Annotated in this window: 11 protein-coding genes; 7 read left to right on the forward strand and 4 right to left on the reverse strand. The window is 60.0% G+C overall.

Annotation, left to right across the window (positions count from 1 at the left end; genetic code table 11):
- Positions 1-547 precede the first annotated feature (547 nt).
- From AC13CE_RS08490 to AC13CE_RS08505, 4 genes are all read right to left on the reverse strand, one after another.
- On the reverse strand, positions 548-1210 hold the full coding sequence (locus AC13CE_RS08490; protein WP_482972147.1) for a peroxiredoxin: 663 nt from the start codon (positions 1208-1210) through the stop codon (positions 548-550).
- A 135-nt stretch (positions 1211-1345) separates the two neighbouring features.
- Entirely contained in the window at positions 1346-3931 is a 2586-nt protein-coding gene (locus AC13CE_RS08495; protein ID WP_482972148.1) for an NAD-dependent epimerase/dehydratase family protein, read from the reverse strand.
- Between the two features lie 85 nt (positions 3932-4016).
- On the reverse strand, positions 4017-4442 hold the full coding sequence (locus AC13CE_RS08500) for a CBS domain-containing protein (RefSeq protein ID WP_237452777.1): 426 nt from the start codon (positions 4440-4442) through the stop codon (positions 4017-4019).
- 576 nt (positions 4443-5018) lie between these two features.
- The gene (locus AC13CE_RS08505; RefSeq protein ID WP_160661438.1) at positions 5019-5477 is read right to left on the reverse strand and encodes a MerR family DNA-binding protein; all 459 of its coding nucleotides are present in this window, start codon (positions 5475-5477) and stop codon (positions 5019-5021) included.
- Between the two features lie 468 nt (positions 5478-5945).
- Between AC13CE_RS08505 and AC13CE_RS08510 the strand changes: the two genes are divergently transcribed.
- The 7 genes from AC13CE_RS08510 to AC13CE_RS08540 all read left to right on the forward strand — a co-directional run.
- Positions 5946-6143, forward strand: coding sequence for a hypothetical protein (locus AC13CE_RS08510; protein WP_119511742.1), 198 nt, complete (start codon positions 5946-5948; stop codon positions 6141-6143).
- A gap of 669 nt (positions 6144-6812) precedes the next feature.
- Entirely contained in the window at positions 6813-8048 is a 1236-nt protein-coding gene (locus AC13CE_RS08515) for a TolC family protein (protein WP_473821398.1), read from the forward strand.
- Positions 8049-8056: 8 nt separating this feature from the next.
- Positions 8057-9553 (forward strand): efflux RND transporter periplasmic adaptor subunit, encoded by a 1497-nt coding sequence (locus tag AC13CE_RS08520; protein WP_482972152.1) that lies wholly within the window; start codon positions 8057-8059, stop codon positions 9551-9553.
- Positions 9550-12717, forward strand: a complete 3168-nt coding sequence (locus AC13CE_RS08525) for an efflux RND transporter permease subunit (protein ID WP_482972149.1) — start codon at positions 9550-9552, stop codon at positions 12715-12717. Before AC13CE_RS08520 ends, AC13CE_RS08525 begins: the two co-directional genes overlap by 4 nt.
- Entirely contained in the window at positions 12696-13082 is a 387-nt protein-coding gene (locus AC13CE_RS08530) for a copper-binding protein (protein ID WP_234029091.1), read from the forward strand. Before AC13CE_RS08525 ends, AC13CE_RS08530 begins: the two co-directional genes overlap by 22 nt.
- Positions 13083-13140: 58 nt before the next feature.
- Positions 13141-14682, forward strand: a complete 1542-nt coding sequence (locus tag AC13CE_RS08535) for a multicopper oxidase family protein (RefSeq protein ID WP_482972150.1) — start codon at positions 13141-13143, stop codon at positions 14680-14682.
- 13 nt (positions 14683-14695) lie between these two features.
- The coding region (locus AC13CE_RS08540; protein WP_482972151.1) for a heavy metal translocating P-type ATPase at positions 14696-16650 on the forward strand (1955 nt) is incomplete at its 3' end.

Genomic DNA, 16650 nt, shown 5'->3' on the forward strand with positions numbered 1-16650 from the left:
CTAGCAACCACGGACGGCCCTTACCCATATGAAGTCTTCAAATAGGTCTGCCATAGTACTCGTTCGAACAGAGGCTTCACACGCGAGGGTTCATTGTATTTCGCCGATGTGGCATAGCCCTCCACCAATTGAAGGTCGAGGTCAATTGCGTCAAACTTTCTGACAGCTCCTCAACCCCGTCACGCAGCTGAGGTGTCCAAGCTCGGCGGACGCCGCAGTCCTTTGACCAACATAGCCGCGCTCAATACCTATCGTACCAGAAAGACGGAACCCCGCGCCCAGGGTTGGGTCAAGCGCGGGGTTCCTGAACGGCCCCGGGACACCTGCGACCCGCAGGGCTCAGGGGGAGGCGGGGCCGCCATTCGATTAACGAGGAAGAACCGACCGGGACCGGATTTGGTTTTACCGTACACCTAGTCGCTTACGCTTCTTGCCAATCTACATCCAACAGAGAGATCCACTCGTAGATGTGGCGACGCGCTCAAAACGTAGTATGAGCATGCTATATTCACGCCGACATGCAATCGCTGGCAACCTGCTCGCTCAATTAGTCGATCGGTTCTGGAATCACGCGCAGATACGGTTTCTTCTCGTCCCAGCCAGCAGGATATTTGGCTTTCGCATCTTCGTCCGACAAGGAAGGCGGAATAATCACATCATCACCCTTCTGCCAATTGACCGGCGTCGCTACACCCTTGCGTTCGGTGAGTTGCACCGAATCAAGCAGCCGGAGCACTTCATCGAAATTCCGCCCGCTGCTCATCGGATAAAGCAGCATGGCGCGAATTTTCTTGTCTGGCCCGATGATATAGACAGCGCGGACGGTGGCGTTATCGGCTGCGGTTCGCCCATCTGCATTACCCGCTTCGTCGGCCGGCAGCATATTATAAAGCTTGGCGACCTGAAGGTCGCTGTCGCCGACCACGGGATAGTCGACCTTATTTCCACTCACCTCCTCGATATCGGGAAGCCAATCGCGATTATCCTGGCTGCTGTCGACCGAAAGGCCAAGAATCTTGGTGTCGCGTTTGGCAAATTCCTCGCCAAGCCCGGCCATGTAACCAAGCTCGGTCGTGCAAACCGGTGTAAATGCCTTGGGATGGGAAAAGAGGATTGCCCAGCTGTCACCCATCCAATCATGGAAATGAATGCTGCCTTGTGTGGTCTGAGCTGTGAAATTGGGGGCTGTCGAGCCAATGGAAAGGGTCATGTAAATACTCCTACTTATCTTGTGGGAACTCAGGGCGCATTTCTAGCCATGCTCTGAGAAAAATGCGGGTTCGACTTCGGCTTGACCTTGGTCCTCAAGGATGAACGCCAGAGCCGCTTTGCTCGGGTCAATCGGTCATACGACAAACCGATCCCAGCCCGCATAATGCTCACCGCTTCGCTTACCGCGAGGCAGGCTCAGTCCGATCAAGAGCAGTCCGACCCCAACCGAGGCCACCGTTCCGGCAGCCGAAGCCCCTGCAAGCATGAAGGGCGCTGCGACCAGCCAGGCACCGAATGCAGCGTTGATGAAGCGCAAGGCGCGCGCGACTTCCGCGGTCGCGATGATTGCCACCGTAATCACCAAAGCACCCACCACGTGATCGCTGTTGGCCATCGCCCCCTCGCTGCCAAGCGTTATCCTTGTCAGCATCAGCCACGCTCCCAGAGCCGTGCTGGCCACCAGGGTCCACGGGAAGGTCACGCCGCGCACCGTGTTCGTCCAGATCGAACGCGCGTCGGTCATATAGTCGGTATCGTCGATTTCACCGTGTGCCACTGCGCCGCCCTTGAAGAAGGTACGAACGAGTGACTTGCCTTCCTTTTTCGACCAGTAGAGATACTGCCCCATGGCGATGACTTCATCGAGAGAGAACGGGATCATGATAAGCATCGCAAGGGCAGCAATCAGCGCCGGCGTACTCCACGTTCCGATCACGATCGGCTGAATGATCACGAAATAGATACTGACCACACCCAGCGGAATGACCAGAATGCCGAAGAAGGTGACCATCCACGGCATGGTGCGCCAGCGTGCGCGGGTTCCCATGACCGCCATTAGGATCTCGAGCACATAGCTGACCGCTCCAAGCCCGGCATCCGGGATCGGCCAGGCCTTGGATACATCCGACGTGATGATTTCCTCGGTGCCGTTCTTGGGATCGCCAAGCGATCCGGAGAAAAACGGCTCCCACGCCACATCGATATGGCCAAGCTGGTAGGAGGTGAGCATGCGCGATATCAAAAGGCCGATAATGCCCATCGCAACAATCGGGAATCGCTGGGCATCGGTCGAGGGACTGTAGGTCCACCCGGGCGGGATGGACTTCTTGTCCATCATCCCTTCCATGCTCATTCCGGGCATCATCGGCACCAGCACGGAAAATGCGATTGCCAATGTACCGACAAGCATATTGGTCAGATATTGGGCCGCGCTCGGACTCCAGAAGAACAAGGGCGCGAAAAGCAGCCAGATACCGATAAAGGCTGTCGCCCACTGCCCTAGCCATGCGGTACGCTTCGAAAGCGACATCGCGCCGAAAATCATCAATGCGATCCCGCTCAGCATATCGCTCAGAGCAAGAGCGTTGGCCCGCCATTCGATCGACGGCAAACCCCGCTCGAGAGTGACCGCTACGACCGACGCACGGGCAGTATCGGCGGATACGACGTCATAAACACCCGGACTTGCAGCAAGCCAGAGGCCGAGTCCGATGACAGCAAACTGCGTCCAGCGGGTACCGCGCTGGGGTCCGTCCATATGCTGCATATCGCCGTCCATATTGTTCATGTCGCCGTCCATCTGGTGCCCATCATGCGCTATATCGGTGTCTTGCGATTGAGGTCGCGCCGGTTCGGTCTTCTCTGCGTCCGAACGCTTTGGATGCCAGGCCACGCGGGACGTGTTCAGCTTGTTCGTTTCGTACCAGTCCTGCGGGTCGGCTTGCAACGCGTCGATGATGGTCGGAAGCGTTTCGCGGAGCGAGTGCTCTGGCTCCCACCCCAGCAGTTTCCGGGCGCGGGAGATATCGAGAATGTAGTGAGCGTTTGCGTCATCGACCATCCATTGCTTGACGAATCCGTCATGACCGAGGACTTCTTCCTCGATCCACGTGCCCAGTTTCGCCACGCTTTTTGGAATGCGCACTGTCGTCCATTCCTCGCCGTGGATCTGGCAATGAACGATGTCTTGAATCTCGGCGTATCCAAGCGTTTCGGGCTCTCCGACAAGTATCGGCATCTCGCCCTCGAGGTCAGTGCGATGAGCGATAGTCTGCTCGACCGCCTTGGTCAGATCGTCAAGATGCAGTGCCGACTGCGCAGCGCAAAGCATCCCCGGATACAGATGCGCCGACACGCGATGCTCATAGACACCGGCAATCTGTTCGGCGAGAAAGGCGGAGTGCCCCTCGTCGTCGTAAACCCCCGCAAACCGCAAGAATACAACCGGAATGTCGCCACGGTTCTCGCGCAGTACCTGTTCCGCATCGGCCTTCGATTGAGGGTAAGGCCACGTCGGTCCAAGCGGACTGGATTCGTCGATACGTACGCCCGGCAGCGGTTTGGGCTCGTGTACAAGCATCGAGCTTGCATAGATGAACTGTTCGACATCGAAGTCCTGCAGTGCCGTAATCAGCCTGCGCGACCCTTCAACATTGACATTGGTGTACAGCGGGTTTGGCTCGCCCGTGATGTCGAAATAGGCAGCCAGGTGAATGCAAGCTGCAATCGTGTTTGAATGCGCGGCACGCACATTGGTCAAGGCGTCGACAACCGACGCTTCGTCCGCGAGGTCGATGGCGTATGAGGCTTCTAGTCCGGGAACGTCTTTCGCGACCGAGCGATCGAGGCCGATGATGCGGTACTGGTCGCTCAACCGATCAACCAAAGCGCGCCCAATGTATCCGCTTGCACCGGTTATCAGGACGACGCCTCTAGCCATAATCTACTCCATCGCGTTGATCTTGGGATTACTCTTCAAGACAGAACCGTCCTCGCGGGAGGACGGTCCTGCAGCTGCCCTCGGACTAGCAACAACCCGATGAGGCCTTTTCCTGAGATGGCTTGGAGATTTCCTCGACGAGTTCTGCGGTCTTTGCATCGGCACCGGACCGTGCAATATCAGCCTGGGAAACCATGCCGCAGCAATTCCCTTCGTCATCAATCACGGGAACGCGCCGGACCTGGTTGCTCTCCATCGTGGAGCAACATGCATCTACCTCGGTATCCGGCGTGACAGTGACAACCGAACGGGTCATGATGTCCCCCACCGGGGTGTCGGGCGACTTGCCTTCAGCTACGACGCGACAGCAAATGTCCCGATCTGTGACGACACCCACCAGACCGCCTTGGTCATCAACAACAGGAATCTCTCCGCAGTCGTTTCCCACCATGAGCTTCGCTGCATCCTGTACGCTCGCATCCTTGTCGCAGCAGGCGGGATCCTTCGTCATAATGTCCTTAACATGCATAATTCCACTCCTTCATCGGTCGGTCTGTGCAAAAGCATTTCCCGTCAGGGCAGCTTCGCTCAAATCATAGAAAATCATAAGGTAACGGTTCCCATCGTTGGAAGGTCAAGCCCCCCTCCATGCGACGAATTGGCGAACTCGGTGCCGACCTGGACCGCACAAGGAGGTCGCGCAGGTGCTGATCTTGGTGCGTCTCTGATGGGTCACGCTTACAGTACGAGCCATCTGCTCCAACCCCTCATATTGGCTGAATGGGAAAAGGTCGGGAGCTTGGAGAAAAGATCGTTTCAGCGAATGGATATGTTCCACTCAATAGAGCTGACACCGAGATTTGTTGCGAATTAAACTTCGCAAACGGGCAGACCACGCCTTGGCAAAAAACTGCAATCGCGAAACTGGCCAAGCTTGAGGTTTTGCGAACAACGACGCAGCACCTTCGGGCCCGCTCCAGGAGTCTTATGTGTCTCGCCGGTCAAATGTCGGACGCGTCCTCAGCCAATTGCTGGTCCAACCCAAAATGAAGCGAACCATGAGAACAGACCAGCGCCAACTCTGTTTTTAGCAGACCCGCTGGTATCCGAACTTGTGACCGACTTCTTTTGCTAAGGCAGGATTGGCATCGTTGGAAAGATCTTTGAGAATAGGACAATCTGGCCGGTCATCGTTCGTGCAACCCGCGATAAGATGCTCAAGAGCGTCGATCATGGAAAGAATTTCTGCCGCCTTGGCGCGCAGAGCACCCAAGTGTCCGGCGGCAACCTCCCGGACATCCTTGCTGGCTCTTTTCTCGTCGTGCCACAGACCGAGCAATTCGCCGATATCATCTACCGAAAAGCCAAGGTTGCGGGCGCGGCGGATGAACCGCAGCGTATGTATTTCGGCAGGGCCGTAAAGCCGATAGCCAGCTTCGGTGCGTTCGGCCGCTCCGATCAGACCGATTTTCTCATAATGCCTGATCATCTTGGCCGACACGCCACTGTCTGCGGCGGCCTCACCAATTGTGTGCAGTTGGCTCATGCATGCTGGATAACTTTCCCACGATAGGAAAGCAAACAGCCTGCGCCGACAATTTTTATTCTGACGCCCCTCTTGACCTTCCCATGATGGGAAGCCCTATCTTTTGGGTAATGTTCGATTCGCGGAGAAAGGTTATAAGAAGAAAGCGCACTCCCGCGCATTGACGCCGACATGCCCAGAAGCCGCACCGCCCTGGAAAAAATGCAAGCCAGATATGTGCGGATGACCCAGGCAGGTGACCTGAGCGGCAAGTTCGCGCGCTTCCAGTTCCTGCGCATGACGACGCAAAGCTGAACTTATCGGAACAATGAAAGGAACTTTTTTATTAATAGTTTTAAATTAGCGGCGCTCGGAGCCTTGGCGACCGCCGGTCTCGCAACAGCTGCGGCCGCGCAATCCCAAGTCGATCATCAGCCCGCTCCACAAGAGAGCTCGCAAGGCCAAGAGAGCAGCCACGAGCATGGTGCAATGCAGGGCGAAATGTCGGACATGGATGGTGACATGTCCGGGATGATGGCGATGATGAACAACCCCGAGATGCGCGCTGAAATGATGGCGATGATGAACGATCCGGAAATGCGCGCTCAAATGATGGACATGATGCGCAACTGCAATGAAATGATGAAGATGAAACAGGAACAGATGTCGAATGAAGAGGCAGGGTAATCCTGAGCACCACACGTCAATTTGCCAGATTGTCTTCGCCTAAGCCTGCCCCCTCCCTGCGGGGCAGGCACCATCCGAACAATGATCGGTGAATCCTGCTGATCTCATGTCCCATGCAAGCGGACCGTATTTATGATTTCTACCACAACAGATCCCGAAGGCTTGTCGAGGCTCGGCTGCGCCCGTAGAGTTAGATGATGCAGTTACTGCGCTCTCTTGGAATTTTTCTGATTGCTTGCGGACTCTTTGTCCAGTCGGCCGCTCATGCCTCGGCGGTGCCGCAAGCACCGGCGGGAAGCGAGGCGGCGTGTAACGAGATGCGCATGGAGACTGGTGCTACGACCGCTTCGGAAGACCAACCCGGACCGTGCAAAAATCTTCGCCTGGATTGCCTTGTGGCCCTCGGTTGTATCGCTCCACTGGCCATGATCACAGCCCCATCAGGCGAACGTACGAAAATTGCTGTGCGTTCGTTGTTCACCCCATTTGCCGCATATTCTCTGGCTCTCGTTGATCAAGGACCCGAGCCGCCGCCCCCGCAAGAGCAATTCTGAGTATTGCCAGGGACTGCCCTGCATACTGAAGCTGAACGAATTTTCCGTCGCGCCTAGCGATGGTCGTTTGTTCCGTCCGCGCTTATATCGCGCGCTCTAGCGGAATCTAGAAATCATGCAGAAAATTTGCTGGACCGCATTTCCGGTCCTGCTGGCTTTGGCGCCAGCTAGTTACGCGCAGTCAATCGCCTACGAGGAGGCATTGAGAGCGGCCGTTAGCGAACAGCCGCAGGTGCGAGCGCGGGAGTTGCAGCTCGAGGCACGTCGCAGCGTCGCTGATGCAGCTGACGAACTACCAGATCCTCGCCTCCGCGCTGGGATTCAGAACCTTCCGGTGGCAGGCCCGGCAGCCTTCGAGATCGACCGGCAGCTGCCCACCCAGATCCAGGTCGGTGTGGAGCAGGACATACCCAATCTCGCGGAGCGCCATGCGAGAGCGCGCATGGCAGTGGCCGATATAGATCTGGCTTCCGCGCAGTTGACCCGCGCGCAGCTCACGGCTCGGCTTGGAGCAGGCGAGGCCTGGATTTCGCTCGCGTACACCCAACAGGCTCTGAATGTTATCGATGAGGCACTTAGGCAGATCGAAAGGCTGGTGCCCTTGGCGCGGAGCGCCGTTGCGGCGGGATCGGCCAGGCCGGCTGAGAGCCTCGAAATTCGCCGTGCGGTACTGGAAGTCGAGGACATGCGGACCCGCCTAGAAGGCGACCTTGACGCGGCACGGGCCATGTTGGCGCGATATGCTGCTGTGCAAGGCGCAGTTGCCACCGGGGCTATCCCCGCGGCGGATGTCGATGCCGAGCGACTCCGGGCGACCCTAGAGCTTAATCCCGATATCATTCTCGCTATCGCACAGGTTCGACAGGCAGATGCGAGGATCGATCTTGCCCGGTCGGAGAAGCGGCCCGATTTCGGCATCAATGTCAGCTATGGCAGGCGCGATCCGATGTTCGGTGATGTCGTCTCGGTCATGGGCTCGATTACGCTCCCCATCTTTGCGGGCAGGCGGCAGAACCCGAGGATTGCCGCTGCTGAAGCCGAAGCAAGCGCAGCGCAAGCAATTCAGCTTGATCGCTTGCGCGAACTGCAAGCGCAATTCGAGGCCGACCTTGCCGCTTGGCGCAGCGCATACCGCCAGTGGCAGCGAGCCACGGAGGAGTTGCTACCCCTCGCCCAAAGCCGGGCTGATCTCGAAAGGGCCAGCTTCGCGGCAAACCGCGCCGAACTGCTGGACGTCATCGAAGCGATCAAGGCGCTGGCGCTCCTACAAATCGAGATCCTTGAGCGTGAGGAGGCGACAGTTGAAGCCGCGACGACCTTGCGACTGACCTATACGGAGTTCCAGCCATGAGAGCCAAAATGGGAGCCGCGTGGGACAAACTGTCGCCGCGCCAGAAATCCTGGACGATGGCGGCAACGGTCGCCCTGATCAGCGTCACCGCAGGATACGGGTTATCGCAGCGGGGTGAGAGCGGAAGTCAGGCAAATGGCAACGGGGGATCATCCAGCGCCGAATGTGAGGACGTGCTTTACTGGTACGATCCGATGGTGCCGGGACAGCGTTTCGACGAGCCTGGAAAATCGCCGTTCATGGATATGGAACTTGTTCCCAAATGCGCTGGCGAGGAGGCCACCTCCGGGGTTCAGATCGACGCGGGGCTTGTCCAGAACTTCGGCATCCGCACCGCCGAGGCCGAATACGGCGTACTTGAGCCGGACGTGTCCGTTACCGGTGTTCTCGCTTACAACGGGCGGGACGTTGCAATTGTCCAGCCAAGGGCTGGCGGCTTTGTACAACGAACCTATGGGCGTGCTCCAGACGATGTGGTGAGCCGAGGCGCGCCGCTGGCCGATATTCTCGTACCCGAATGGGGAGGAGCGCAGCAGGAATATCTGGCCGTCCTGAACAGCGGCGATGAACAGCTTGCACAGGCCATGCGCGAGCGGATGCGGCTGCTCGGCATGTCGAATGGGCAAATTTCATCGGTGGGCCGGACCGGCCGCGCGCAGGCGACGATCACGGTCACCGCGCCGACCGGCGGGGCCATCACCATGCTCGGCGTGCGACCCGGCATGACCGTGATGGCAGGCCAGACCCTGGCGGAAATAACCGGATTCTCGCCGATCTGGCTCGAGGCATCGGTGCCCGAAACACAAGCAGCGAATATCCGGGTCGGCCAACCTGTCAGTGCAACTCTGACCGCGTTTCCCGATGAGAGATTTTCCGGACCGATCATCGCGATCTTGCCGAGCGCACAGGATGCCAGCCGGACAATCACCGTCCGCGCACAATTGCCCAATCCTTCCGGACGGCTCAAGCCGGGCATGTTCGCGCAGGTCTCGCTGACCCCCGACACCCGGCGCGCTCTGCTGGTTCCTTCCGAAGCGGTGATCCGGACCGGGCGCCGCACCATCGTCATGATCAAGCAGGACGAGGGCGGCTTCATGCCTGCCGAAGTCCGGATCGGCCGTGAGGCGGGAGGCAGGACCGAAGTGCTGGCCGGCCTTTCGCAAGGCGAAGAGGTCGTGACCTCGGGCCAGTTCCTGCTCGATTCCGAGGCAAGCCTGGCAGGGCTCGATGTTCGTGCGATCGATGAGGCAGGCCCGGACCGGGACGGTGAAGACCAACCAGCGACATTCAGCGCAATCGGGACGATCGAGAAGATTGCCGATGGCTCCGTCACGCTGCGGCACGGACCTGTCCCGCGGCTAGACTGGCCCGCCATGACGATGAGTTTCCGCACGAAGAATGCAGCGCAGATCAGCGGGTTCGAGGAAGGCGATAGAGTGCGCTTTACCTTCACCCAGCAGGACGCCGGCCCCCGTATCGAGACCATCAGGAGTGCCGGGCAATGATCGCGCGCATTATCGATGCCTCGATCGCCAATCGGCTTTTCATCGTCCTCGCCGCCATAGCTGTGACCCTTGGCGGGTTCTGGGCCGTCCGCACAACTCCGATCGATGCTTTGCCCGATCTGTCCGATGTCCAGGTTGTCGTCCGATCCAACTATCCGGGCCAGGCGCCCCGGATTGTCGAGGACCAGGTGACCTACCCGATGGCCACGACCATGCTGTCGGTGCCGGGAGCGAAGACCGTACGCGGCTACTCGATGTTCGGCGACAGCTACGTCTATATCATTTTCGAGGACGGTACCGACCTTTACTGGGCACGGTCGCGGGTGCTCGAATATCTCAATCAGGTGCAGAACCGCCTGCCCGAGGGTGTTACGAGCACGCTCGGTCCGGATGCGACGGGCGTGGGGTGGATTTACGAATATGCGCTTGTCGACCGCACCGGCGGACATGATCTGGCGGGGCTGCGAAGCCTGCAGGACTGGTTCCTGCGATACGAGCTCAAGACCATTCCAGGCATCGCCGAAGTGGCGAGTGTCGGCGGCATGGTCAAACAATACCAGGTCGTGCTCGAACCTTACCGGATGGCATCGTTCGGCGTCACGCATGCCGAGATCGTAAACGCCATCCAGTCGTCCAACCAGGAGGCCGGCGGTTCGATCGTCGAGATGGGTGAGGCCGAATACATGGTACGCGCGTCGGGCTATCTGACGACGCTGGACGATTTCCGCGAGATTCCCCTCAGGACTGCAACTGGCGGGGTTCCGGTTACCCTTGGCGATGTCGCCACAATCCAGGTCGGGCCGGAGCTGCGCCGCGGCATTGCCGAGCTCAACGGCGAAGGAGAGGTCGCCGGCGGCATCATCGTTCTCAGACAGGGCGCGGACGCTCGCAGCGCAATCCAGGCGGTCGAGGAAAAGCTGGACGAATTGCAGGCGAGCCTTCCCGAGGGCGTCGAGATCGTCACCACCTACGACCGATCGCAGCTTATCGACGCCTCGGTGGAGAATTTGACGACCAAGCTGATCGAGGAGTTCATCGTCGTCGCGATCGTATGCGCGCTGTTCCTCTGGCACGCACGTTCGGCACTTGTCGCCATCATCACCCTGCCTTTGGGCGTGCTCGCGGCGTTCATCGTGATGCGTTTCCAGGGGGTGAATGCCAATATCATGTCGCTGGGCGGGATCGCTATCGCGGTCGGCGCCATGGTCGATGCAGCCGTTGTGATGATCGAAAATGCGCACAAGCATCTCGAGCGATGGGAACACGAGAATCCCGATACCGTGCTCGCGGTGAAGGAACGCTGGCGGATCATCGCCGATGCATCGAAGGAAGTGGGACCGGCGCTGTTCTTCAGCCTGCTGATCATTACGCTGTCGTTCCTACCGGTCTTTACCCTGCAGGCGCAGGAAGGGCGGTTATTTGCACCGCTTGCTTTCACCAAGACCTATGCGATGGCTGCCGCGGCCATTCTTTCGGTAACGCTGGTGCCGGTGATGATGGGTTGGCTGATCCGTGGGAAGATCCCTTCGGAAGATTCCAATTTTCTAAACCGCTGGCTGACGAAAATCTATCGTCCGGGGCTCGACTGGGTCATGCGGCGCCCCAAGGCAACGCTGGCGATCGCGGCGCTGATCTTTCTGACCACCGCGATCCCCTTCACCCGGCTTGGCGGCGAGTTCCTCCCGCCGCTCGATGAAGGCGATTTGCTTTATATGCCGAGTGCATTGCCCGGCCTTTCCCCCGGCGAGGCGTCGGCGCTGCTGCAGCGCACCGATCGCCTGATCAAGTCGGTCCCGGAAGTGGAAACGGTGTTCGGTAAAGCGGGGCGCGCCGATACGGCGACGGATCCGGCTCCCCTGACGATGTTCGAAACGACGATCCGCTTCAAGCCCCGCGAAGAATGGCGCGAGGGAATGACGCCCGATCTGCTGGTCGAGGAACTCGACCGGGTCGTCCAGGTGCCGGGCCTCGCCAATGTCTGGGTGCCGCCGATCCGCAACCGGATCGACATGCTCGCGACCGGAATCAAGAGCCCGATCGGGGTCAAGGTGTCAGGCGACGATCTCGATCAACTGGAACGCGTTGCACTCGATGTGGAGCGTATCGCCAAGACCGTGCCTGGCGTGAGTTCCGCGCTGGCCGAGCGGCTGTCGGGCGGTCGCTATGTCGATGTCGATATCGACCGGATGGCGGCCGCGCGATACGGACTCAACATTGCCGACATCCAGCAGATCGTCTCTGGTGCAATAGGCGGCGCCAATGTCGCACGGACCGTCGAGGGGCTGGCGCGCTATCCGATCAATGTGCGCTATCCCCGCGAAATCAGGGACAGCGTCGATGAACTCAGGGCCCTGCCGGTTCTGACGCCGTCCGGCCAACAGATTACGCTCGGCACTGTCGCCCGTATCGCCGTCAGCGACGGTCCGCCGATGCTCAAGAGCGAGCAGGGTCGTCTGACCAGCTACATCTATGTCGATGTCCGTGGCCGCGATCTTACCTCGGTGGTCGCCGATCTGCAGGAGGCCGTCGCCACGGGCGTCGATCTGCCTCCCGGCGTCAGCCTGTCCTATGCGGGCCAGTTCGAATATCTGACGCGCGCCTATGAGCGACTGAAGATCGTGGTTCCCGCGACGCTCGCGATCATCTTCCTGCTGCTCTATCTCATTTTCCGGCGCTGGGACGAAGCCTTGCTGATCATGGGCACGCTGCCCTTCGCGCTGACGGGCGGATACTGGTTGCTCTATCTGATGGGCTACAACCAGTCGGTGGCGACTGCGGTCGGCTTCATCGCGCTTGCCGGTGTCTCCGCCGAATTCGGCGTGGTGATGCTGATTTACCTGAAAGCCGCACTGGAGCGACGGCAAGCTGACCTGGGCGCCGAAGAAGTGGACGAGGCCATCCGGGAAGGCGCGCTCCTGCGCGTGCGGCCCAAGGCGATGACCGTCGCAGTCATCCTTGCGGGTCTCTTTCCGATCCTGATCGGCACCGGCGCGGGCTCGGAAGTCATGAGCCGCATCGCCGCGCCGATGGTCGGCGGCATGATCACCGCCCCGCTCCTGTCCATGTTCCTGCTTCCCGCCGCTTATCTGTTGTTGCGGCGTCCCCGTCCGGAAAAACCGGCGAACCCTCAAGGAGAAGAAGAATGCGTACCCCAACCTACATGATCCTGCTCGCGGCACCGCTGGCGCTTGCAGCTTGCGACGCTGCAGACGACAGCACCGGGACCATGATGTCTGACGAGATGGCGAACTCGGACAGTATGCCCATGTCAGGCGAAATGCCGATGGCGGAGGAGACCGGCGGCGAGCAGAGCGCCAGCGCGGAGGGAACGGTAACAGACATCGATCCCGGGGCGGGCACCGTGACCATCGAGCACGGTCCGGTCGAAAGTATCGGATGGCCCGCGATGACCATGACCTTCGAAGCCGACGCGCAAATCCTCGAACAGGTCAGTGTCGGTGAGGGAATAGCCTTTGAATTTCGTACTGGAACCGAAGGCAGCGTCGTTACCTCGGTAACGCCGCGATAGCATGATGGGTGGGAGGCGCGCGGTTGCGCCGGTGCCTCCCACGCAAAAACAGGTGAATATGCCCGGTATCGACAGGCCCGACTTTAAGGATCGCCGCGACTTCATGAAAAGCGCCGGCCTCGCGGCGACGGGTTTCGCGGCGCTGCCGCTGGTGGGTTGCGACACGCAAAGCAGGGTGTCGCTCGATCAGCGAGGAGCAAGCAATCCTCTTGCGATACCTCGGCTACAGGCCGGAACGATCGAACGGGGCGAGCGTGTCTTTCGCCTGTCCCTGACACCGGGCGAGAAAGAATTCGTGCCCGGCACGCCGTCACCGACGATCGGTATCGACGCATCCTATCTCGGTCCGACCCTCGAAATGCGCCGCGGCGAACAGGTTCGCTTTCATATCGACAACAAGCTTGCCGAGGATGCGACCGTCCACTGGCATGGTTTCGAACTTCCCGCCACCGCGGATGGCGGACCGCACCAACTCGTGCGGCCCGGCGAACGCTGGAGCCCGTCCTTCGAAATACGCCAGCGCGCTTCGCTATACTGGTATCATTCTCATACGCATCGCCGGGCCGGACCACAGGTCTATGCCGGACTTGCTGCCCCGATCTACGTGCGCGACGAGGAAGAGGATCGCCTCGATCTGCCGAGCCGGTACGGTGTAGATGATATCCCGCTCGTCGTGCAGGATCGCGTGATCGACAGCTCAGGCCGCCTCGTTTACCCGCTCAACATGCACTCGCGGATGATGGGGGTGATAGGTGAGCGCATCTATGTGAACGGAACGGCCAATGCCGTTTTCGACGCCACCGCCGGTCCGCTGCGCCTGCGGCTTCTCAATGGATCGAATGCGCGGTTCTACACCTTCTCGCTCGAAGGTGATCGTCCGATGCAACTCATCGCAAGCGATGGCGGCCTGCTTGCCGCACCCCGCGAGATTCGCAGTCTTACCCTTGCCCCAGGCGAACGCGCACAAGTGATCGTCGACCTTTCCGAAGGGCGCCCGCTGCGCCTGAATGCCAGCAGTCCTAATAACGCCATGGGCATGATGGCCGGAGAAGGCGGGGGTATGATGGACGGCGGAATGATGGGAAACCGGACCGGTCGCGAGAGGCAGGGCCGCACCTTTTCGATCCTCGATATGCGTCCCTCCGGATCATCGACTCCAGTGATGCTCCCGCCCACCCTGGCCGCGCTAGCCGCGCCAGACCCCTCGCTCGCCGTTCGCAGCCGCCGTTTCGTACTCGATATGGGCATGATGGGTCGGGGCATGGCGATCAACGGCGAGACCATGGACATGGATGTCATCAATCAGCGCGTACCGGTGGGTCAGTGGGAAATATGGGAAATCGCCAACGCATCGATGATGGCCCATCCCTTTCATATTCATAACGTGCAGTTCCGCTTGCTCGACCGGGACGGTCGGCCTCCGCGGGCGGAAGAGGCGGGCTTCAAGGACACCGTAATCGTCAACCCGCGTGAACAGGTCAGGCTGCTGTTGCGGTTCGAAGAAAATACCGATCCCGACACTCCCTACATGTATCACTGCCATATCCTCGAGCACGAGGACGCAGGCATGATGGGGCAGTTCGTGGTGATGGCCAATTAGGGGAGAACGACAGATGAGCGATGGGCACAATGCAATCGAGGGTACGGCGACCGACCCCGTTTGCGGAATGAGCGTGAAGATGGACGGCGCCCGCTTCGTCGATCGACACGAGGGTGGCGACCATTACTTCTGCTCCTCGCGCTGCCTCGACAAGTTCCGCGCGGATCCGGAGATGTATCTTTCGAAGGCGCACCTCGATGCTGTCGAGGATGTCCCGGAAGGTACGATATACACCTGTCCGATGCATCCGGAGATCCGGCAGCCGGGGCCGGGCTCTTGCCCGATATGCGGGATGGCCCTCGAACCCGAAACGGTCACTCTGAACGAGGGCCCCGATCCCGAACTCGTCGACATGCGGCGAAGGTTCTGGTGGAGCGCGCTCTTCACGCTGCCGCTCTTCGCCTATGCGATGGGCGACATGATCCCGTCGCGACCGTTCGATCAGGTCATCGAACCCGCTATCGCGCAGTGGCTGCAGCTCCTGCTGGCAACTCCGGTGGTGCTTTGGGGCGGCTGGCCCTTCTTCACCCGCGCGCTGCAATCGGTCCGGACCATGAACCTCAACATGTTCACCCTGATCGGCTTCGGCGTCGCCATCGCCTATCTGTTCAGCCTTGTGGCAACCCTCGCCCCGGACATCTTTCCCGAGGCATTCCGCGATCATGCGGGCCGGGTCGGCGTCTATTACGAGGCCGCAGCGGTTATCACGACCCTCGTGCTGCTCGGGCAGGTGCTCGAGCTCAAGGCGCGCGGATCGACATCGAGCGCCTTGCGAGCGCTTCTCGAACTCGCACCCCCGACCGCGATGAAGATCTTCGGTCGCGGGGACGAGCGCGAAGTACCGCTCGATGAATTGACGTCGGGGGACCTGCTGCGCGTGCGTCCGGGCGACAAGGTCCCCGTCGATGGCACGCTCGAGGATGGAAGCAGTGCCATCGACGAATCCATGATCAGTGGCGAACCCATTCCCGTCAAGAAAAGCGCGGGCGATCCCGTGATCGGGGGCACCGTAAACCAGACCGGCAGCTTCACCATGCGCGCGACGCAGGTCGGCGCGGACACCATGCTCTCGAAGATCGTGCAGATGGTGGCGGAGGCGCAGCGCAGCCGGGCACCGATCCAGCGGCTCGCCGACCAGGTCACCGGATGGTTCGTACCCATCGTCGTCCTTGTCGCTATCGTGAGTTTTGTCGTCTGGGCCATCTGGGGACCGGCACCGGCCCTTGCCTACGCGCTCGTCAACGCGGTCGCCGTTCTGATCATCGCGTGTCCCTGCGCGCTCGGACTGGCGACGCCGATGTCGATCATGACCGGTACCGGCAAGGGCGCGCAGCACGGGATCCTGATCAAGAACGCCGAAGCGCTCGAAACGCTGGAAAAGATCGATACGCTGGTCGTCGACAAGACCGGAACGCTGACCCGGGGCAAGCCTGATCTTGTCGACGTAAAACCGCAGCCAAATTTCGACGAGCAGGAATTGCTGAGCCTTGTCGCTGCCGTTGAGAGAGGAAGCGAGCATCCGCTCGCCCACGCGATCGTGGAAGGGGCTCAAAACAGGGGCGCTGCCATTCTCGACGCTTCCGATATCGAATCCGTGACCGGCGAAGGTATCCAGGCAAATGTCGACAAGCGCCTGGTCGCGATCGGGAATGAAAAGATGATGGAGCGTATAGGGGCGCTCGAAGAAGGCTGGCGGTCAACGGCGGACGAAGGCCGAAGCCTCGGACAGACGGTGATGTTCGTGGCCGTGGACGGGGCACCGGCAGGCCTTATCGCGGTCGCCGATCCGATCAAGGCAACCAGCCGCACCGCTATTGCCGCGTTGCATGAGCGCGGCATCAAGATCGTGATGCTTACCGGCGACAGCGAAGCCACCGCGCGTGCGGTAGCAAGCCAGGTCGGTATCGACGAAGTCGAAGCGAACGTCTCGCCCGAGGACAAACATCGCAAGATCGAGCAGTTGAAGAG

The organism is Qipengyuania sp. B-5, from assembly GCF_056857815.1.

Excerpts from the sequence above, each read along its gene's own strand:
- AC13CE_RS08490 (WP_482972147.1), bottom strand. The coding sequence starts at position 1,210 with ATGACCCTTTCCATTGGCTCGACAGCCCCCAATTTCACAGCTCAGACC.
- AC13CE_RS08505 (WP_160661438.1), bottom strand. The coding sequence starts at position 5,477 with ATGAGCCAACTGCACACAATTGGTGAGGCCGCCGCAGACAGTGGCGTG.
- AC13CE_RS08495 (WP_482972148.1), bottom strand. The coding sequence starts at position 3,931 with ATGGCTAGAGGCGTCGTCCTGATAACCGGTGCAAGCGGATACATTGGG.
- AC13CE_RS08500 (WP_237452777.1), bottom strand. The coding sequence starts at position 4,442 with ATGACGAAGGATCCCGCCTGCTGCGACAAGGATGCGAGCGTACAGGAT.
- AC13CE_RS08535 (WP_482972150.1), top strand. The coding sequence starts at position 13,141 with ATGCCCGGTATCGACAGGCCCGACTTTAAGGATCGCCGCGACTTCATG.
- AC13CE_RS08510 (WP_119511742.1), top strand. The coding sequence starts at position 5,946 with ATGCAGGGCGAAATGTCGGACATGGATGGTGACATGTCCGGGATGATG.
- AC13CE_RS08525 (WP_482972149.1), top strand. The coding sequence starts at position 9,550 with ATGATCGCGCGCATTATCGATGCCTCGATCGCCAATCGGCTTTTCATC.
- AC13CE_RS08515 (WP_473821398.1), top strand. The coding sequence starts at position 6,813 with ATGCAGAAAATTTGCTGGACCGCATTTCCGGTCCTGCTGGCTTTGGCG.
- AC13CE_RS08530 (WP_234029091.1), top strand. The coding sequence starts at position 12,696 with ATGCGTACCCCAACCTACATGATCCTGCTCGCGGCACCGCTGGCGCTT.
- AC13CE_RS08520 (WP_482972152.1), top strand. The coding sequence starts at position 8,057 with ATGGGAGCCGCGTGGGACAAACTGTCGCCGCGCCAGAAATCCTGGACG.